Genomic DNA, 19922 nt, shown 5'->3' with positions numbered 1-19922 from the left:
AAAAACCAATACACAAAAACCTAGATACCGATACTCAACGAATAGATTGCTCGTAAGTCTGTTTTCTGAAACGCCAGGACTTATACGCCAGACCCGCAGGGACGGTGAACCAGCCGATTAACAAGACAAATAAGCCGGCAACTACGCCTGATAAAGCACTGCCAACGGAACCCAAGACCAAGGCTATCAGACAGACAGCAAAAACACCCAATGTTACCCACACATTGATCAAAAATCGGTTTGCCAAGTCTGAAACAATGACATCCATGGTTGAGCCATAGTTGGCACTATTATTCCTGAGCTTCTGTATGTCTTTCGCCGTAAAACCTGACCTCAATAATGCTTCTTCAGTTATCGCCACATCACCACCTCCTATTGCCTCTCAGTATACCGCTATCCTGACAAAAAAAACCGACCAGAAGGCTAATGCTGACCGTACGGGAGTATGAGAAAGATCGGACTAAACAGGTAAAATATCCCTTTGAAAACAATGCTGATAGCCTTAAGTGCCCGGCATTACGGTAGGCCGGGCACTTGAGGAGAATCCGGCGGAGCCGCTACGCGGTCTGCCTGCGCAGCAGATAGACGAAATACGGCGCGCCGATAAAGGTCGCCAGCAGGCCGGCCGGGATTTGGTAAGGGAACAGCACCATCCGTCCGCACCAGTCGGCAAACACCATCAGCAAACCACCCAGCAGTGCGGCAATCAGCATCTGCGGCAGCGCGCGGCGGAAGCCCAGCATACGCGCCATATGCGGCGCCATCAGGCCGACAAAACTGAGCGGGCCGACGGTCAGCGTCGCCATCGCGGTCAGCGTCGCCGCCAGCAGCAGAATGCTCAGCCGCACCGGCGTCAGCGCGATGCCGACCGAACGCGCCGTCGCGCCGCCCAGCGGCAGGATGGTCAGCCAGCGGCGGCACAGCGGCGCCAGCAGCACCAGCAGCGCGGCAATCAGCGCGGTGCGGATCGTCTGCGCCCCGGTTACCGCATAGGTCGAGCCGGAAATCCAGGTCAGCAGGCCGCCCATACGCGGGTCGCCGCTGGCCAGCAGCAGATAGATGGTGGTGGTGAACGCGGTGCTGAGCGCAATCCCCGCCAGCAGCATCCGCTCGGTCGAGAAGCCGCCGCGTCCGGCGACCACGGTAATCACCAGCAGCGTCAGCGCCGCCCCCAGACTGCCCGCCGGCAGCAGCCAGACAAAGGCATCGCCCGGCACGATAAACATCATCACCACCACGCCGAATGCCGCGCCGGAGCTGATGCCGAGCACTTCCGGGCTGGCCATCGGGTTGCCGGTCAGCTTTTGAATCAGCGTCCCCGCCACCGCCAGCATCACGCCCGCTGCCAGCGCCGACAGCACCCGCGGCCAGCGCCACGGCCACAGCGATTCAAACTCCGTGCCGACGCTCCAGTGCCAGCCGGCGGCGTTTTTCCCCAGCATCAGCGCCACCGCCAGCCCGGCCAGCAACAGCGCGCCGCCCAGCACCAGCCAGCGCGGCAGATGCTGACGCTCGGCCGGCACCCGGTCGCCCAGGTTCATCGGCGGCGGCGTAGCGGCGCTGCGCAGGCGCGGCAGCAGCCACAGCAGCAGCGGCGCGCCAATCAGGGCGGTGGCGGCGCCGGTCGGAATTTCACGCCAGACCAGCGCCAGCCACACCATCAGCTGGTCGGTCAACCACAGCAGCAGCGCCCCCAGCAGCGGTGCCAGCATCATCCGATGCGCCAGCCGGCGCGCCCCCAGCATTTTGGCCATCAGCGGCGCGAACAGGCCGATAAAGCCGATCACCCCCACCGCATTGACCAACATAGCGCTGAACACGATCGCCAGCGCCAGCGCGCTGAAGCGGGCAAGCGCCAGCCCCAGTCCCAGGTTGCGCGCGACGCCGTCATCCAGGCCCAGCAGGGTCAGCGGGCGGATCAGCAGCGCGGCCAATAGGGCCGCCAGCAGCAGACGCGGCAGGATAAACTGCACCGCGCTCCAGTCCTGCTGGTTCAGCGAACCGGTGCTCCACAGGAACAGCCCCTGCAGCTGTTCATAGTTAAACAGCGCCAGCAGGCTGCTGACCGCGCCGCAGTACAGCCCCAGCACCAGACCGGCCAGAATCAGTGTCACCGGCGACATCCGCTTGCCCCAGGCCACGCCGAACACCAGCGCGCCCACCACGATCGCACCGGCCATCGCGGCCAGCTGTTCGGTCAGCGCGCCGCCCGGCAGCATCCACAGCGTGGCGATAGTCAGCCCCAGCTGCGCACCGGCTGAAACGCCGAGCGTCGCCGGCTCGGCCAGCGGGTTGCGCAGCACCTGCTGGAACAGCACGCCCACCAGCCCCAGGCCGGCGCCGGCCAGCAATGCAATGCACAGGCGCGGCAGCAGGCTGTAATGGAACACCATCTGCTGCACGTTATCGATGTCCGGCGCCCGCAGCGCCTGCCCCCACTGCGCCAGCGGCAGCTGCTGCAACAGGTTAAAGACGCTCAGACCGCCGGCGGCGGCCGCCAGCAACGCCAGCAGCGCGATCGGTAAAATACGCAGTCTGTGATTCATGCGCGCGCCTCCTGTGCCTGTTCCAGCAGCCGGCAAAAGCGCATCGCAGACAGCGTGGCGCCGTACAGCCAGACCGCCGGCACCCGACGCAGCTGCTGCTGACGCACAAACGGCAGTGACTGCCACAGCGGCGTCGCGCTCACCTGCGCCAGCATCCGCTGATTGCCGTGATCGAAATAGATTGCCCGCGCATTTTTCACCGCCGCCAGACGTTCAATACCGACGATCGCCGAGCCCCAGAAGTTGGTCTCCCCTGCCCAGGCGTTGGCGATACCGAGCTGGTCCATTACCTGCTGGAACAGGCTCTGATGGCCGATCACCAGCGCGTGGCGGTTATCGATCAGCGAGAACAGCAGCAGCGGCTGGCGGGTGTAATCCTGCAGCCGCCGGCGCGCGTCGCTGATGAAGGCGTCAAAGTGCTGCAGATGCCGCTCGGCGCGGCTTTCCAGCCCCAGCCGCTGCGCCAGCTGACGCAGTGAGTTTTTGGCGACGGTCAGCGGTTTGCCGCTGCCGTCGTTAAAGGCGAATTCCATGGTCGGCGCAATCGGCGCCAACAGCTGCGGCGACGGGCCATAGCCCTGCGACAGCAGCACCAGCGACGGCTGCAGCTGTTGCAGCAGCTCCAGATTGGGTTCGGTGCGCTGGCCGGCGTCAACCACCGTCGCCGGCAGGGCCGGCTCACGCACCCACAGGTTGTAGTTATGAATATCGGCCACCGCCTGCGGCGTTACGCCCAGCGCCAGCAGCAGTTCGGCCGGCAGCCATTCCAGCGCCACAATGCGCCCCAGATCAGGCGGCGCGGCAGCGCGGCCCGGCAGCGAGGTCAGCAGCGGCGACAGCGCCAGCGCCGCCAGCAGGCGGCGGCGGAAGGGATCAAAAGACATATCATGCATCAGTAGACAAAGCTCACCGGTGAACCGCCGCTCGGATGCGGCAGCGTGCCCATCGGAATGCCGTAGATCTGCTCCAGCACCGGCCCCTGCATCAGTTCCAGCGGCGCGCCCTGAGCGATCATTTCTCCGCCGCGCAGCGCCACCAGATGGTCGCAGTAGCGGGCGGCCATATTGATATCGTGCAGCACCGCGATCACCGTCAGGCCGCGCTCGCGGCTCAGACGCTGAATCAACGCCAGCACTTCCACCTGATGGGCGATATCCAGCGCCGAGGTCGGCTCGTCCAGCAGCAGGCAGCGGCTGTCCTGCGCCACCAGCATCGCCAGCCAGGCGCGCTGACGTTCGCCGCCGGACAGGCTGTCCACCAGCCGGCCGGCCAGCGGTTTTAAGCCCACCAGCGCGATCGCCTCTTCAACGTGCTGACGATCGGCGGCGGAAAAGCGTCCCAGCGCGCCGTGCCACGGGTAACGGCCGATGGCCACCAGTTCGCGCACCGTCATGCCTTCGGCGGCCGGCAGTTGCTGCGGCAGATAGGCCACTTCGCGGGCAAACGCCTTGCTGTCCCACTGCGCCAGCGGCGTATCGTTCAGCAAGACCTGCCCGCCGGTCGCCGCCTGGTGACGGCCGAGAATTTTCAATAGCGTGGATTTACCAGAGCCGTTATGGCCGATCAGCCCGCAGACCTTGCCGTGCGGAAAGGTCAATGACAGCGGTTGCAGCAGTATGCGGCCGGGGACGGCGAAGCTCACGTTATCCAGCGTGAACGTCGCCTCTTGGAGAAGATGTTTATCCTGCATAGGCCCTATTTTTACCCGGAGCAGCGCGGCCGCTCCGGGGTTGTCCGGTTAGAAACGGAAAGTTGCGGTCGCAACCACCTGACGTTCCGCGCCCCAGTAGCAACCGTAGGTATTGAAGCAGCTGGAGACGTACTCTTTATCAAACAGGTTGTTGATATTAATGCCAACGGATGAACCCGGCAGGTTGAATCGTGCCAGATCGTATTTCACCGCCGCATCGACCACCGTGTAGTCTTTCACTTTAAAAGTGTTCGCTTCGTCGCCGTAGCTGGAGCCGACATAGCGCACGCCGGAGCCGAGCGTCAGGCCGCTCAGCGCGGTTTCATGGAAGGTGTAATCCGCCCACAGCGACGCCATATGTTTAGGAATCGCCGCCGGCGTATGGCCCTGATTGGTGGTGTCTTTGGTGTACTCGGCGTCGGTATAGGTGTACGAGCCCAGCACGTTGACGTTGGCCGACAGCGCCGCCTTGGCTTCGACTTCTACGCCGCGGGAACGGATTTCACCACCCTGGATGCTGAACACCGGGTTGTCCGGGTAGGCCACCTTGTTGTTGGTCTTGGTCAGCTGGTACAGCGCCACGCTGGCGGTGATCGGCCGGTTCTCCGGCGCATATTTCACCCCGGCTTCATACTGTTTGCCCTTCGACGGCGAGAACGGTTTGCCGAAGGCGTCGGTGCCGGCGGTCGGTTCAAACGACTCGCTGTAGCTGAAGTACGGCGCAATGCCGTTGTCGAACACATAGTTCAGCCCGGCGCGGCCGGTAAACTCACTGTCGTTCTGCTCGCTGCGCGTATTCTGCGCCGCGCGGTTGGTGGTGGAGGTCTGGCTCCAGTCGTAGCGGCCGCCCAGCGTCAGCACCCAGTTGTTCCATTCCGCCTGATCCTGCAGGTAGAGGCCGGTCTGTTCCTGACGGTTCACCTGGTTGGCGCTGCCGTTGATGGTGTAGCTGTCGTTGCCGTAGTTCGGCGCCACCACGTTGAGGTTGGACGCCGTGCCGTATTCATACACGATATCGTTGCGCATACGCATATAGTCGACGCCCATCAGCAGGGTGTGATCCACATCGCCGGTGGCGAATTTGGCCTGCGCCTGGCTATCAACCGCAAAGCTGGACAGATGCTCTTTGGAGTTCATCACGCCGCGCGTCAGCTCGCTCGGGTTGGTCGGGCTGATGCCGAGGCCGTAGATGGAGCGGTAGTCGACGTCCATCTTGGAGTAGCGCAGGTTCTGCCGCACGCTCCATGTGTCGTTAAAGGCATGCTCGAAGCTGTAGCCGATCATCTGCTGCTTGCGCGAGATGTTGTTGTAGCCCGGCTCGCCGTCGTTAAAGCTGGTCGGCAGCTTGCCGTTGACGCCGTTTTCCACCGTGCCCTCTTTCGGCAGCCAGCCGTAGTAGCCGACGTCAGGATCGTCCTGGAAACTGCTCAGCAGGGTAAAGGTGGTGCGATCGTCCGGCCGCCAGCTGAAGGAAGGCGCAATGGCATAACGCTTGGATTGTTCCCCCACCTGCTGCTGGTCTTCGCTGCGCGCCAGCCCGGTCAGGCGGTAGGAGTAAACGCCGTCGTCGTCCAGCGTGCCGCCGAAGTCAAAGCCGGTCTGGAACAGGTTATCGGTGCCCATCTTGAACTGCACTTCACGCAGCTCTTCGCCGGTCGGCCGTTTGCTGACCAGCGACACCAGACCGCCCGGGTTACTTTTACCGTACAGGACGGAAACCGGCCCGCGCAGCACTTCGGCGCGCTCCAGGAAATAGGGATCAACCTGATAGATCGAGTAGTTGTCGTCCTGCAGTTTCAGGCCGTCCAGATAGAGATTGGTGCCGACCGAGCTGAAGCCGCGGATATTGACCGAGTCATAGGCGGTGGACGCGCCGCGGTTGCCGACCATCACGCCCGGCGTGTAACCCAGCGCGCTTTTCACCGTCTCCGACTGGCGCATCTCCATCTCTTCGCGCGTTACCACCGAGACCGACTGCGGCGTTTTCACCAGCGGGGTATCGGTTTTGGTGCCGGTGGCGCTGTGCTTGGCGGCATAGGTGCCGACCGGGCCCCAGGCGCTTTCCTGCTGCCGGTTACTGCTGCCGACCACGGTCAGGGTATCTTCTTTTGCTCCGGCCGCTTTATTCTCGGCGGCCTGCACCGACAGGCTGAGGGCGCTCAGGGCGGCGGCGATGGCTATCGCGCTGCCGCGCACGGGGAAACGGTTGAACGCCGTTGGTGATGGTGATGGACGCTTGGTAGCCATGTTAGTTTCTCTGATGTATTTAAATGAAGAATGTAAACGATAATAATTATTATAAGCGTCGCATTTTATGCAGAAGGGAAGTTTAACTGCAAGCGCATTTCGGCGCGCTAATCCACGGCCGTCACCTGATTCAGCCCCGTTAACCCTATGGAAATAACTTAAGCGGAAAAATAAAAAAACCCGCAACGTCCGTTACGGGTTTTTAGCATCGGCGCGCCGCCGGTCGCGGCCGCCGTTATCGCTGCGGCCTTACTGGCCGAACATATCCTTGATCCAGCCGGCGACGCCGTCGGAGCCTTTCTGCTCTTCTTGCGTCTGCTGTTCCTGTTGCTGCTGCAACGCGGCCTGGCTGGCCTGACACAGGCCGTCCGGGTTATCGGTCCACACCGGGATGGTGCGCCAGCCGCCCCCGCCGCACAGGAAGTTACCGTCGGAATCAATGCTCATCTGGTTGATCCCTTCCGGCGCCTGCAGCTGCAACGGCAGCGGCGTCTGGTTTTCCAGATAGCGGCGATACAGCGTCAGCGCGCCGTTGGAGCCGGTCAGCTTGGCCGGGCCGTTGTTATCGCGCCCAACCCAGGCGATCGCCACTTCCTTGCCGTCAACGCCGGCAAACCAGCTGTCGCGCAGATCGTTGGTGGTACCGGTTTTCGCCGCCAGATGATAGTTCGGGAACTTCACCGACAGTGAACGCGAGGTACCGCGCGCCACACCCTGCTGCATGGCGTACAGCGTCAGATAGGCCGCCTGCGCCGGTACCACGCGCTCCGCCTGCGGGAAGCTGCGGTACAGTACGCTGCCGTCTTCGGCAATCACCGAACGCACCGCAGACAGCGGCGCACGGTTGCCGCCGCCGGCAATGGTCTGGTACTCCTGCGCCACTTCCATCGGCGTCAGGCCGATAGCCCCCAGCAGCATGGACGGCACCGGATTGATTTCCGACTTCGGAATGCCCAGGCGCTGCAGCGTGGCGCTGATCTGATCCAGCCCGACAGCCATCCCCAGATTTACCGTCGGCACGTTCAGCGAGTGCGCCAGCGCATCCACCAGCATCACCTTGCCGCGGAAACGGCGATCGTAGTTATTCGGCTGCCAGACGCTGCCGTTCGGCTGCTTGAGCGACAGCGGCGCATCCGCCAGCCAGGTGTTCAGGCGGTACTTGTCCGGCTCGGACAGCGCGGTCAGATAGGTCGGCGGCTTGGCCAGCGACCCCACCAGACGGCGGGCCTGCAGCGCACGGTTAAAGCCGGCGTACTGCGGTTCGGCACCGCCGACCATCGCGCGGACTTCCCCGCTGAAGCGGTCGACGATCACCATTGCCGCTTCCAGATCTTTCACGTGACGCGCAGCGCGCAGCGCCGGCACGCCGGCTTCCACCGCTTTCTCCGCCGCGTCCTGCGACCCCGGATCCAGAGTGGTGAAGATCTTCACGCCGGACAGGTCATTCACCTTGTCCCCCAGCTTGCTCTGCAGCTCCTGACGCACCAACTGCATAAAGGCCGGCTGCGGTGTGATCACCCCGCCCTTCGGCTGAACGCCCAGCGGACGCGCGCTGAGCATGTTATACAGCTCCGCGTCAATCACGCCCTGGTTCTGCAACAGCTTCAGCACCAGGTTGCGGCGCTCCAGCGCCAGTTTCGGGTTGCGCCACGGGTTGTACAGCGACGCCCCTTTCACCATCCCCACCAGCAGCGCCTGCTGGTCGAGGCTCAGCTCATCCACCGGACGGCCGAAGTAATACAGGCTGGCCAGCGGGAAGCCGCGGATCTGGTCGCTGCCGCTCTGGCCGAGGTACACCTCGTTCAGATACAGCTCCAGAATGCGGTCTTTGCTGTAACGGTAGTCCACCAGCAGCGCCATATAGGCTTCGTTGGCCTTACGCCACAGCGAACGCTCGTTGGTCAGGAACAGGTTCTTCACCAGCTGTTGGGTCAGGGTGCTGCCGCCCTGCACCGCGCGGCCGGCGGTCAGGTTGGCCAGCACCGCACGGCCGATCGAGTAAGGGCTGATGCCGTCATGCTCGTAGAAGTGGCGGTCTTCGGTGGCAATCAGCGTGTCCACCAGCAGATCGGGGAAGCCGCTGCGCGGTACGAACAGACGCTGCTCGCCGTTCGGCGACTGCAGCATGGTGATCAGCCGCGGATCCAGGCGGAAGAAGCCGAAACTGCGCTGGTTATCCAGGTTTTCGATCTTCGCCAGACGGTTATTCTGGAAGTCGAGACGGGCGCGGATCTGCCCCTCTTTACCGTCCGGGAAATCAAACGGACGGCGCAGCATCTCAATGCTGTTGGCCTTCACGGTAAACTCGCCCGGGCGCGTCATCCGGCTGACCTGGCGGTACTGCATCCCCTCCAGCAGCTTGACCATTTCGCCTTTGCTGTACGGCATGCCGGGTTCCAGGTTGACCATACGGCCATACACCGCCGCCGGCAGCTGCCAGACCTTGCCGTCGATGCGGCTGCGGATCTGCGAATCCAGATAGACGCCGTAACCGGCCAGCAGCACGGCGAGCACCAGTATGATTTTCAGCATCAAGCCGAGCCAACGGCGTTTCTTACGAGGCGGCGCGGCCTTTACCTTACGCGGCATGCGTTCTTCCTCGTCGTTATATTCATCATCGTCATACTCATCCTGAAAGTTATTTGCTTGGTAGTCATCATCGTCGTCATCCAGACGACGGCGCGGCGGCCTGCGCGGCGCGCTGCGCTTGGGTGGTTTCCCTTTGCGCCCGATGGGCTCGCGGTCATCCCCGGCCATTGCTGTTACTCTCCACGCTGCACGGCCAGGATGGCCGTGAAAGTTTGTGCTTAATCTGTTCCCGCATCAGCCGGCTGAACAGAAGAAACATCCGAATTCAGCTACTGATACTTCTTGGTGCGCCGCGTCGGCAGCGCATTGGCCGGGTCATCGGGCCAGACGTGCTTCGGGTAGCGCCCTTTCATCTCTTTTTGTACTTCCCGGTAGGCACCCTGCCAGAACGCCGCCAGATCGGCAGTAATCTGCAGCGGCCGGTGCGCTGGAGAGAGTAACTCAAGCACCACCGCGATGCGACCCTCCGCCAGCATCGGGCTGTGCCGCTCGCCGAACATCTCCTGTAAACGCACCGGCAGCAGCGGCGGCCTGCCGGCCTCATAGCGGATCGGCAGGCGGCTGCCGGTCGGCACAGTGTAATGAGTGGGCAGCGCATTATCCAGCCGCTGTTTTTGTTGCCACTCCAGCAGGTTGCCCAGCGCCTCGGCGAGATTGACCTGCCGCAAACCGCGCAGATCGCGTACCCCGCCGAGCGCCGGCAGCAGCCACTGCTCCAGCCCCGCCAACAGCGCCTCGTCGTCCACCGCCGGCCAGTTGGCCTCCGGCAACCACTCCCGGGCGCACTGCAGACGCGCGCGCAGCTGGCCGGCGGCGCCCTCCCAGTTCAGCACCGATAAGCCCTGGCCACGCACCCAGTCGACCAGCGCCTGCTGCAGCTCCTCATCCGCCGGTTTCGCCAACGGCCGGGCGCGCAGCGTCAAACGGCCAATCTGCAGACGCTGCCAGGCACGCAATGTGCCTTTTTCCTCATCCCACTCCACCGCCGTGCGCTGGTGGGCAATCTCCGGCCGCTGCGCCGCCAGCCGTTCAACGTCCACCGGCAGCGCCAGCAAAATACGCGCGTCCGGGCTGTTCGCCCCCTGCAGCAGCGCCGGCGCGATCAGCCACGGCGCGCGCGACAGCGCCTCGTCCTGGTTCATCGCCGCCCCCATGCCGTTTGCCAGCAGGTAGCGGCCGTCCTGCCCACGCCGCTGGGCAATGCGGTCGGCAAAGGCGTGCGCCAGCAGCTGCGGCGCCAGCGTGGCGTCCACATGGCCGCCGCGCCCCTTCAGGCGCTGCGTCAGTTGGCGGGCGCGCCGCTGCCAGTTCGGCTGCGGTCGGCTGAGCCAGTAATCCATATCCAGCTGTCCGCTGCGCGGCGGCTCTTCCAGCAGGGCGGCCAGCAGCGCGGCGGTCGCCAGGCCGTCCTCCCCCAGCGCCGCGCCGGCGCACAGCATCGCCGCCAGCCGGGGTTCACAGCCGAGCGTCGCCATCCGGCGTCCGTCTGCCGTCAGCCTGCCCTGTTCATCGGTAGCGCCCAGCGTCTGCAACAGCCGCTGAGCCGCCGCCAGCGCCGCAGTCGGCGGCAGATCCAGCCAGTTCAGCTGGCCGGCGTCAACGCAGCCCCACTGCAGCAGCTCCAGCCAGAAAGCGCCGAGATCGCTGTGCATGATTTCCGGCTCGGCGTACTCGGCGGCGCGCTCGGCCTGCTCTTTGGCACACAGATGCCAGCAGACCCCCTCCTCCAGACGACCGGCGCGCCCTGCGCGCTGCACCATCGATGCCTGACTGATGCGCTGCGTCATCAGGCGCGTCAGGCCGTTACGCACATCGTAGCGCGCCGTGCGTTCCAGACCGCTGTCCACCACCAGCCGGATCCCCTCAATCGTCAGGCTGGTTTCGGCAATATTGGTCGCCAGCACCACCTTACGCCGCCCGGCGACGGCCGGCTGAATCGCCCGCTGCTGCTGCGCCAGCGGCAACGCGCCGTACAGCGGGCACAGGTCGACATCGCCGGCGACTTCACCCTGCAGACGCTCCATCACCCGCTGAATTTCCGCCACGCCCGGTAAAAACAGCAGCAGCGAGCCAGACTGCTCCACCAGCAGGCGTTTCACCGCCGAGGCGACGCCGTCCTCCAGCCGCTGATGACTGGCCAGCGGCTGATAGTGGCGCGCCACCGGGAAACTGCGCCCCTGCGATACCACCACCGGCGCGTCCGGCAGCAGCTGCGACAGACGGGCGTTATCCAGCGTCGCCGACATAATCAGCAGCTTCAGATCGTCGCGCAGCCCCTGCTGCACGTCCAGCAGCAGCGCCAGCGCCAAATCAGCCTGCAGGCTGCGTTCATGAAACTCATCCAGAATCACCAGCGAGACGCCCTGCAGCTCCGCGTCCTGCTGCAGCATGCGGGTCAGAATGCCTTCGGTGACCACCTCCAGACACGTCTGCGGCCCGCTTTTACTTTCTGCGCGCATGCGGTAACCCACCGTCTGGCCCGGCTCCTCACCCAGCTGCTGCGCCAGACGATAAGCGACGTTTTTCGCCGCCAGACGCCGCGGCTCCAGCATGATGATTCGCCCCGGCAGGCCAGCCTGCCGCAGGATCTGCAGCGGCAGCCAGGTGGATTTACCGGCGCCGGTCGGCGCATGCAGCAACACCTGCGGCGCGCTGCGCAGCGCGGCAAGCAATTCATCCAACACCTGGCTGACGGGCAATAAAGACACAAAACGCTCCACGGGGTAGTTAATCAACGGCGCTCATTGTAGCATTGCGCCCAGAGATTCATTCAGTTACCGAGGAAACATGTCCAGTTCGCGCCGTCTGTTTTTTGCCCTGCCCTTGCCGGACAGCCTGCAGCAGCAGGTCATCCGCTGGCGCGCCGACGCCTTTGCGCCGCAGGACGGCCGACCGGTTGCCGCCGCTAATCTGCACCTGACGCTGGCGTTTCTCGGTGAGGTCAGCAGCCAGAAAGAGGCGGCGCTAAAAAGGCTGGCGGGACGCATCAGCCAGCCCGGCTTCAGCCTGCAGCTTGACGATCTCGGTCACTGGCCGCGCCCCGGCGTGGTCTGGCTCGGTTGCAAACGCGCGCCGCGCGGGCTGCTGCAGCTGGCGGAGATGCTGCGCTCGCAGGCGGCGCGCAGCGGCTGTTATCAGAGCCCGCTGCCGTTTCACCCGCATATCACCCTGCTGCGCGCCGCCGTGCGCCCGGTGGCGCTGCCGCCGGCCACGCCGGGCTGGAGCCTGCCGGTCACGCATTTTTCCTTATACCAGTCGTCGTTTGACAACGGCCGCACCCGTTACCACCCGCTGGAACAGTGGGCGCTCAGTTAGGACAGACACCGCATGCAATTTACGCCACCGCTGCAATCCGCCACCCTGATTAAACGTTACAAGCGCTTTCTGGCCGACGTCGTCACGCCGCAGGGCGAAACCTTTACCCTGCACTGCGCCAATACCGGCGCCATGACCGGCTGCGCCACGCCCGGCGATACCGTCTGGTATTCCACTTCGGACAACCCCAAGCGCAAATACGCCCACAGCTGGGAGCTGACGCACACCCAACAGGGGGATTGGATCTGCGTCAATACCCTGCGCGCCAACGCGCTGGTGCACGAGGCAATTGAGCGCAATTTAATCAGTGAATTATCTGGTTACAGTAAAATTGGCAGCGAAGTGAAATACGGCAGCGAAAACAGCCGTATCGATTTGTTATTACAGGCAGAAAATCGGGTTAACTGCTATATTGAAGTTAAGTCTGTCACGTTACTGCAACAACAACGTGGTTACTTTCCTGACGCCGTGACGCTCAGGGGCCAGAAGCATCTGCGCGAGCTGCAAAACGTGGTCGACAGCGGGCAGCGGGCGGTCTTGTTTTTTGCCGTGTTACACAGCGGTATTGACCAGGTCGCCCCGGCTCATCATATAGATGCGCATTATGCGGCACTGTTGGCTCAGGTTCAGCAGGCGGGAGTAGAAGTGGTGTGTTATGGGGCTAAATTATCACCTGACGGTATCAGTCTCACCGATAAGTTACCGTTTTTTATCGATTAGATAGTCAGGCCGCCAATAAATCGGCTGCCGATTATTAGATCGCCAAATACGCCTTCCTTCACACCATTGTCAAGCGGGCGACAGGAATAATTGCCAACCTACTCACCATCTGTTATTTATAGCGGCCTGTTTTTCCCCCGCATTGGGGATTCGATAGTGCGTGTGTATGTAGGAGAAGCAACATGCAAGAAGGGCAAAACCGTAAAACCTCGTCCTTGAGCATTCTCGCCATCGCTGGGGTGGAGCCGTATCAAGAGAAGCCGGGCGAAGAGTATATGAACGACGCCCAGCTGTCGCATTTCAAGCGCATTCTTGAAGCTTGGCGCAACCAGCTCAGGGACGAAGTAGACCGTACCGTGTCGCACATGCAGGAAGAGGCAGCAAACTTTCCTGATCCCGCGGACCGCGCCACTCAGGAAGAGGAATTCAGCCTCGAACTGCGTAACCGCGACCGTGAACGCAAACTGATCAAAAAGATCGAGAAAACGCTGAAGAAAGTAGAAGACGATGATTTCGGCTTCTGCGAATCCTGCGGCGTAGAGATTGGCATTCGTCGCCTTGAAGCGCGTCCGACTGCCGATTTGTGCATCGACTGTAAAACCCTGGCCGAGATCCGCGAAAAGCAGATGGCCGGCTGATTCAGTCGTTATTACCCGCGGCGCGCAATACCGGCGCGCCGCACAGAGTTATTATGCCAGAAAGTCATTATGTGGGGCGTTTTGCCCCCTCTCCTTCCGGGGATCTGCACTTCGGTTCGCTGATCGCCGCCCTGGGAAGTTTTCTGCAGGCCCGCGCCCGCCACGGGCAGTGGCTGCTTCGCATTGAAGATATCGATCCGCCGCGCGAAGTCGCCGGCGCCGCCGACCGTATTCTGACCACGCTCGACCACTATGGCCTCCACTGGGACGGCCAGGTTCTCTATCAATCCCAACGTCACGATGCCTACCGCGCCGCGCTGGACTGGCTGCAACGCCAGGGGCTCAGCTATTACTGCACCTGCACCCGCAGCCGTATTCAGCAGGCGGGCGGCCTGTACGACGGCCACTGCCGCGCGCTGCGGCTCGGCCCGCAGAACGCCGCCATCCGCCTGCGGCAGAGCGCGCCGGTCTACGGCTTCCACGACGGCCTGCAGGGCGAGCTGCACGCCGACCCGGCGCTGGCGCAGGAAGATTTTATCATCCGCCGGCGCGACGGCCTGTTCGCCTATAACCTGGCGGTGGTGGTCGACGACCATTTTCAGGGCGTGACGGAAATCGTGCGCGGCGCCGACCTGATTGAACCGACGGTGCGCCAGATAGCGCTGTACCGTCAACTGCAAGCGCCGGTGCCGGATTATATCCACCTGCCGCTGGCGCTGGGGAATCAGGGAATGAAGCTGTCGAAGCAAAATCACGCGCCGCCGCTGCCAGACGGCGATCCGCGACCGGTGCTGATCGCCGCGCTGCATTTTTTGCAGCAACCGCTGCCGGAAAGCTGGCAAGATCTTGATCTGCCGTTATTATTGAGCTGGGCAATAGAAAACTGGACGCTGGCAAAGGTGCCGCGTCAGACCGCTCTCGCCCTGCCGCAAAACATAACGGCATTCTCAAAGACGCCATGGTGAGCTATGATTAGCCGCTATTTTTTTATAAGCCCGAGTGATGTCAAACCACAGCAACCCCATACGGCTGTGGTTTGCCATCGGCAAGGGAGCGCCATTTTTATCCGTCACTATCGAGGTGTACCATTTTTACCCGAGTAGCCAATTTCTGCCGTAAGGTACTCATCGGCGACGACAAATCAGCCCGCGATGATGCGCCGGCCAACAATCACGAGCCGGTTCGCACAGAGCGCGCCGACGCCCAGAAGCCTGCCGCGCCGCGCCAGCGTTCCGCCGATAAAGGCCGGGAGCATGCCGGCCGTCGCCCTGCGCCGCGTAAGCGCGCGCCGTCATCCGCCGCCGAGGGAACGCGCCCTATGACCGTGATCCCACGTGAGCAGCATGCGATTTCGCGTAAAGATATCAGTGAAAACGCCCTGAAGGTGCTGTACCGCCTGAATAAGTCCGGCTTTGAAGCCTACCTGGTCGGCGGCGGCGTACGCGATTTGCTGCTGGGTAAGAAACCAAAAGACTTTGATATCACCACCAACGCCACGCCGGAGCAGGTACGCAAGCTGTTCCGCAACTGCCGTCTGGTCGGCCGCCGCTTCCGTCTGGCGCACGTGATGTTCGGGCCGGAAATCATTGAGGTCGCCACGTTCCGCGGCCATCATGAGCAGAATCCGGAGCACGACAAGAATTCCTCCCAGCAGGCCCAGAGCGGCATGCTGCTACGCGACAATATCTTCGGTTCCATTGAGGAAGACGCCCAGCGTCGCGACTTCACCATCAACAGCCTGTACTACGGCGTAGCGGACTTCGCCCTGCGCGACTATGTCGGCGGCCTGCGCGATCTGCAACAGGGCGTGATTCGCCTGATTGGCGATCCGGAAACCCGCTACCGCGAAGACCCGGTGCGCATGCTGCGCGCGGTGCGCTTCGCCGCCAAGCTGGATATGACCATCAGCGAAGAAACCGCCGAGCCGATCCCGCGCCTGGCGTCGCTGCTGCACGATATTCCGCCGGCGCGCCTGTTTGAAGAGTCGCTGAAGCTGCTGCAGTCCGGTTACGGCTTCCAGACCTACCTGAAACTGTGCGAATACCAGCTGTTCCAGCCGCTGTTCCCGCTGATCGCCCGTCAGTTCACGCCGAACCACAATACGCCGATGGAGCGTATTCTGGTGCAGGTGCTGAAAAACACCGACCACCGTCTGCAGAACAATATGCGCGTCAACCCGGCGTTCCTGTTCGCCGCCATGCTGTGGTATCCGCTGCTGGAGCACGCGCAGAAACTGGCGCAGGAGAGCGGCCTGGCCTATTACGACGCCTTCGCGCTGGCGATGAACGACGTGCTGGACGAGCAGTGCCGCTCGCTGGCGATCCCGAAACGCATCACCACGCTGGTGCGCGATATCTGGCAGCTGCAGCTGCGTCTGTCGCGTCGTCAGGGCAAGCGTGCGCACAAGCTGATGGAACATCCGAAATTCCGCGCCGCCTACGATCTGCTGGCGCTGCGCGCCCAGGTGGAGAACAACCCGGAGATGCAGCGCCTGACCGAATGGTGGGCCGAGTTCCAGGATGCGACGCCGGCGCGACAAAAAACCATGCTCAGCTCGCTGGGCGACGATCCCGCGCCGCGCCGTTCACGTCAGCGCCGGCCACGCCGCCGCGCGCCGCGTAAAGAAGGGGCATAATGATCCGCGTTTATATCGCGCTGGGCAGCAACCTGGCGCAGCCGCTGCAACAGGTTCACGCCGCGCTGGAGGCGCTGGAGCATCTCCCGCGCAGCCGGCTGATCGCCTGTTCATCGTTCTACCGCACCAAACCGCTGGGGCCGCAGAACCAGCCGGACTTTCTCAACGCCGTGGCGGCGCTGGATACGCTGCTGCCCGCCGAACAGCTGCTCGATCACACGCAGGAGATTGAGCGCAACCAGGGGCGGGTGCGCAAGGATGAGCGCTGGGGGCCGCGTACGCTCGACCTCGATATGCTGCTGTACGGCGACAGCGTGATTGACAGCGAGCGCCTGACGGTGCCGCATTATGGCCTGAAAGAGCGCGAGTTTATGCTCTACCCGCTGGCGGAAATCGCCCCCGACCTGATTCTGCCGGACGGCGAACCGCTGGCCGCCTGCCTGCAGCGTGTGCCGATGAACGGCATGACGCTGTGGCACTCGGCCTGACGCCCATGACCACGGGCGTCGCGCCGGCTACAGCATCACCCGCACCTTAAAGCCTCCGTCTTGCCGGTTGGCAAAGCTGACCCGCAAACCATGCAGCGCCGCAATCCGCTGTACAATCGACAGCCCCAGCCCGCTGCCGGTCTGTTCCTGCCCCGGCGGACGATAGAAACGTTCCCCCAGCCGCGCCAGATGTTCATCCGTCACCCCCGGCCCGTTATCCTCCACCGTCAGTACGCGCTGTTCTAACGTCACGGTCACCGTGCCGCCGGATGGCGTATAGCGCAGCGCATTATCCACCAGGTTACGCACCAGCAGCGACAGCAGCAGCGACTGCCCCGGCCTCGGCGCCGGCGCTCCCTGCGCCTCATAACGCAGCACGATCCCCGCGCGATGAGCGTCGTGCTCCTGTTCGGCCAGCGTCGCCGTCACCAGCTGATGCCAGTCAACCCGCTCCTGTTGATGCAGATCCGGCAGCGCATCCAGCCGCGACAGCGTCAGCAGTTGGTCCACCAGCCGCGTGGCGCGATCGATGCTGATGGTCAGGTTCTCCAGCGCGTGCGCGCGCACCTCGGCGTTATCGCCGGCCAGTTGCACCACCTCGGTCTGCACCCGCAGCGCCGCCAGCGGGCTGCGCAGCTCATGCGCCGCGTCTGAGGTAAAGCGCCGCTCGCGCTGCAGCATGGCGCTGATACGGGCAAACAGCGCGTTAAGCGCGTCCACCAGCGGGCGTACTTCGCTCGGCACCCGGTGCGCCCTGAGCGGCGCGTCATCATCCGGCGCACGGCGGTGCAGTTCCTGCGCCACGCTGCGCAGCGGACGCAGCTCGCGCCCGACCACAATGGCGATCAGCAGCATCAGCAGCGGCAGCGTCGCCAGCCACGGCGTCAGTTGCCCGGTCACCAGCGCCCAGGCCATATCCTGCCGATACTCCATCTCCTGGCCGACGGCGATGCGTTGGCGGCCGTCCGGGCTGGTCAGCCAGACCAGCCGCCAGCGGTCGTCATCACCTTTCAGCCGGCCATCGACGAACCCTGCCGTCCGGCCGTCAAATTCGATGTCCTTGCCGTTCTCACCGTCGTTCAGCAGCATGCGCCCCTGACGGTCGAAAATCGCGAACGCCAGCGCATCGTCATCCTGCTGGCCGCGCTTGCCGTGGCGCACCAGCTTTTTGGTTTTCGGCAGGCTGGTGGTACGCGGGATATCGCCGAGGTTGGCCGTCGCCAGCCGTTTGGCGAACAGCATCTGCTGGGTGTCGAACACTTCATTCAGGTTATCGCGCGTGATGTTCCACGCCACCGCGCTGGCGACGCACCAGGTCAGCAGCGCCAGCAGGCTGAACAGGATAATCAGACGCAGCCGCAGGCTCAGACGTTTCACCCGGCATCCCCCAGCGTGTAGCCCACGCCGTGCACCGTGCGGATAAAGCCGTTGCCCAGCTTGCGGCGCAGGTGGTGAATATGCACCTCAACCGCGTTGCTGCTCACCTCATCGTCCCAGCTGTACAGTTTTTCCTGAATCAGCGGCCGCGCCAGCACCCGCCCCTTGTTGTGCAAGAACAGCTCCAGCACCGCCAGTTCGCGCGGCGTCAACGTCACCACCTCGCCGTCCAGCGTGACGCTGCGCGCGGCGGTGTCGAACACCAGCCGGCCGTGCGTCAGTTGCGCACTCAGCTGGCCGTGACGCCGGCGAATCAGCGCCTGCAGGCGCGCCGCCACCTCCGCCAGCGCAAACGGCTTGCACAGGTAGTCATCGGCGCCGCTCTGCAGACCGTCCACCCGCTGCGACAGCGCATCGCGCGCGGTCAGGATCAGCACCGGCACGTCCTCGCCGGCCTGACGCCATTCGCGCAGCAGATCGAGGCCGTCGATGCCCGGCAGGCTGAGATCGAGGATCACCGCATCATAGGGCGCGCTGCCCAGCGCCTGTCTGCCGAGCTTGCCGTCGGTAAACCAGTCGAGGGTGAAACCCAGCTGGCTCAGCCCGACCTTGATGCCGTCGCCGATAATCTTGTCGTCTTCAATCAGCAGAATTCTCATGCGCGTCCTTTTGTTCGCCGCAGGCGGCCATGTTTTCAGCGCTCGCCGGGCCGTCTGGAAAGAGATATTTACTTATTACATCATAAGGTTCTTAAGAACATCTTAACCATAACTATCGTCGCTACCCACCCCCGAAGGGTTACAGTAGAATGACTGCACTTTTTTTCCGTCAGCGCCGGTGCACGCCACACGGCGCTATCAAGGAGACGTTGTGATGAAACCCACCACCGTGACCCACTTACGCCAGTGGAAACAGGAGCAGCGCAAATTTGCGACGCTGACCGCCTACGATGCCAGCTTCGCCAGACTGTTTGAAGAACAGGGTATCAAACTCATGCTGGTTGGCGACTCACTGGGCATGACGCTGCAAGGACACGACTCCACGCTGCCGGTCACCGTGGCCGACATCGCCTATCACACCCGCGCGGTACGCCGCGGCGCGCCGGCCTGCCTGCTGCTGGCCGATCTGCCGTTTATGGGATACGCCACCCCGGAACAGACCTTCGCCAACGCGGCGGAAGTGATGCGCGCCGGCGCCAATATGATCAAAATCGAAGGCGGCAGCTGGCTGTGCGATACGGTGAAGATGTTAGTGGACCGCGCCGTGCCGGTGTGCGGCCACCTGGGGCTGACCCCGCAGTCGGTCAATATCTTCGGCGGCTACAAGGTACAGGGCCGCGATGAGGCGGCAGCCAACCAGCTGATTGAAGACGCCAGGAATCTGGAGCAGGCCGGCATTCAGCTGCTGGTGCTGGAGTGCGTGCCGACCGAGCTGGCGCGTAAAATCACCGCCATGCTGTCTATTCCGGTGATCGGCATCGGCGCGGGCAACGGCACCGACGGCCAGATTCTGGTGATGCACGACGCCTTTGGCATCACCGGCGGCCATACGCCGAAATTCGCCAAAAACTTCCTCGCCCAGAGCGGCGATCTGCGCAGCGCGGTGCAGCAATATATTCAGGAAGTCGAACAGGGTATTTATCCTGCGGCCGAACACTCATTTAACTAAGCGTCAGCC

The 19922-nt window shown here is 63.2% G+C and carries 16 protein-coding genes; 7 read left to right on the top strand and 9 right to left on the bottom strand.

The window, feature by feature from the left end; genetic code table 11:
• Positions 1–34: 34 nt before the first annotated feature.
• The 7 genes from HF675_RS04610 to hrpB all read right to left on the bottom strand — a co-directional run bounded on the left by HF675_RS04610 (position 35) and on the right by hrpB (position 11780).
• Positions 35–361 carry a hypothetical protein gene (locus tag HF675_RS04610; RefSeq protein ID WP_105232446.1) on the bottom strand — a complete coding sequence of 109 codons (327 nt, stop codon included), beginning with the start codon at positions 359–361 and terminating at the stop codon, positions 35–37.
• Between the two features lie 196 nt (positions 362–557).
• Positions 558–2546, bottom strand: a complete 1989-nt coding sequence (fhuB, locus tag HF675_RS04605; protein WP_187044156.1) for a Fe(3+)-hydroxamate ABC transporter permease FhuB — start codon at positions 2544–2546, stop codon at positions 558–560.
• Positions 2543–3439 carry a Fe(3+)-hydroxamate ABC transporter substrate-binding protein FhuD gene (gene fhuD / locus HF675_RS04600; RefSeq protein WP_187044155.1) on the bottom strand — a complete coding sequence of 299 codons (897 nt, stop codon included), beginning with the start codon at positions 3437–3439 and terminating at the stop codon, positions 2543–2545. Before fhuD ends, fhuB begins: the two co-directional genes overlap by 4 nt.
• The gene (gene fhuC, locus HF675_RS04595) at positions 3439–4236 is read right to left on the bottom strand and encodes a Fe3+-hydroxamate ABC transporter ATP-binding protein FhuC (RefSeq protein ID WP_105232449.1); all 798 of its coding nucleotides are present in this window, start codon (positions 4234–4236) and stop codon (positions 3439–3441) included. The genes fhuD and fhuC overlap by 1 nt, the downstream gene beginning before the upstream one ends.
• Before the next feature lie 48 nt (positions 4237–4284).
• The gene (fhuA, locus tag HF675_RS04590; RefSeq protein WP_105232450.1) at positions 4285–6483 is read right to left on the bottom strand and encodes a ferrichrome porin FhuA; all 2199 of its coding nucleotides are present in this window, start codon (positions 6481–6483) and stop codon (positions 4285–4287) included.
• 249 nt (positions 6484–6732) lie between these two features.
• Positions 6733–9240: a bifunctional glycosyl transferase/transpeptidase gene (gene mrcB / locus HF675_RS04585; RefSeq protein ID WP_187044154.1), complete on the bottom strand. Its 2508-nt coding sequence runs from the start codon at positions 9238–9240 to the stop codon at positions 6733–6735.
• A 101-nt stretch (positions 9241–9341) separates the two neighbouring features.
• The gene (gene hrpB, locus HF675_RS04580; protein ID WP_187044153.1) at positions 9342–11780 is read right to left on the bottom strand and encodes an ATP-dependent helicase HrpB; all 2439 of its coding nucleotides are present in this window, start codon (positions 11778–11780) and stop codon (positions 9342–9344) included.
• Positions 11781–11859: 79 nt separating this feature from the next.
• Between hrpB and thpR the strand changes: the two genes are divergently transcribed.
• From thpR to folK, 6 genes are all read left to right on the top strand, one after another.
• Positions 11860–12387 carry an RNA 2',3'-cyclic phosphodiesterase gene (thpR, locus tag HF675_RS04575; protein ID WP_105232452.1) on the top strand — a complete coding sequence of 176 codons (528 nt, stop codon included), beginning with the start codon at positions 11860–11862 and terminating at the stop codon, positions 12385–12387.
• A gap of 12 nt (positions 12388–12399) precedes the next feature.
• Entirely contained in the window at positions 12400–13107 is a 708-nt protein-coding gene (gene sfsA, locus HF675_RS04570) for a DNA/RNA nuclease SfsA (RefSeq protein WP_187044152.1), read from the top strand.
• A 182-nt stretch (positions 13108–13289) separates the two neighbouring features.
• Positions 13290–13745 (top strand): RNA polymerase-binding protein DksA, encoded by a 456-nt coding sequence (gene dksA, locus HF675_RS04565; protein ID WP_015673734.1) that lies wholly within the window; start codon positions 13290–13292, stop codon positions 13743–13745.
• A 53-nt stretch (positions 13746–13798) separates the two neighbouring features.
• On the top strand, positions 13799–14710 hold the full coding sequence (gluQRS, locus tag HF675_RS04560; RefSeq protein WP_187044151.1) for a tRNA glutamyl-Q(34) synthetase GluQRS: 912 nt from the start codon (positions 13799–13801) through the stop codon (positions 14708–14710).
• A 161-nt stretch (positions 14711–14871) separates the two neighbouring features.
• Entirely contained in the window at positions 14872–16380 is a 1509-nt protein-coding gene (gene pcnB / locus HF675_RS04555) for a polynucleotide adenylyltransferase PcnB (protein WP_206749768.1), read from the top strand.
• Positions 16380–16868: a 2-amino-4-hydroxy-6-hydroxymethyldihydropteridine diphosphokinase gene (folK, locus tag HF675_RS04550; protein WP_105232455.1), complete on the top strand. Its 489-nt coding sequence runs from the start codon at positions 16380–16382 to the stop codon at positions 16866–16868. Before pcnB ends, folK begins: the two co-directional genes overlap by 1 nt.
• Positions 16869–16895: 27 nt before the next feature.
• Here the strand turns inward: folK and qseC are convergent, their stop codons facing one another.
• Both qseC and qseB read right to left on the bottom strand, forming a co-directional pair.
• Positions 16896–18245, bottom strand: coding sequence for a quorum sensing histidine kinase QseC (gene qseC, locus HF675_RS04545; protein ID WP_187044150.1), 1350 nt, complete (start codon positions 18243–18245; stop codon positions 16896–16898).
• On the bottom strand, positions 18242–18904 hold the full coding sequence (gene qseB / locus HF675_RS04540; RefSeq protein WP_105232457.1) for a quorum sensing response regulator transcription factor QseB: 663 nt from the start codon (positions 18902–18904) through the stop codon (positions 18242–18244). Before qseB ends, qseC begins: the two co-directional genes overlap by 4 nt.
• 214 nt (positions 18905–19118) lie before the next feature.
• Here qseB and panB point away from each other — a divergent pair, with 214 nt between their 5' ends.
• Positions 19119–19913: a 3-methyl-2-oxobutanoate hydroxymethyltransferase gene (panB, locus tag HF675_RS04535; RefSeq protein ID WP_105232458.1), complete on the top strand. Its 795-nt coding sequence runs from the start codon at positions 19119–19121 to the stop codon at positions 19911–19913.
• Positions 19914–19922 lie beyond the last annotated feature (9 nt).

It is taken from the genome of Serratia sp. JUb9 (assembly GCF_014298095.1).
Lineage (GTDB): Bacteria > Pseudomonadota > Gammaproteobacteria > Enterobacterales > Enterobacteriaceae > Serratia_B > Serratia_B rhizosphaerae.
Note: the sequence above shows the minus strand (reverse complement) of the source record. Positions and strands in the feature narration are given on the sequence as shown.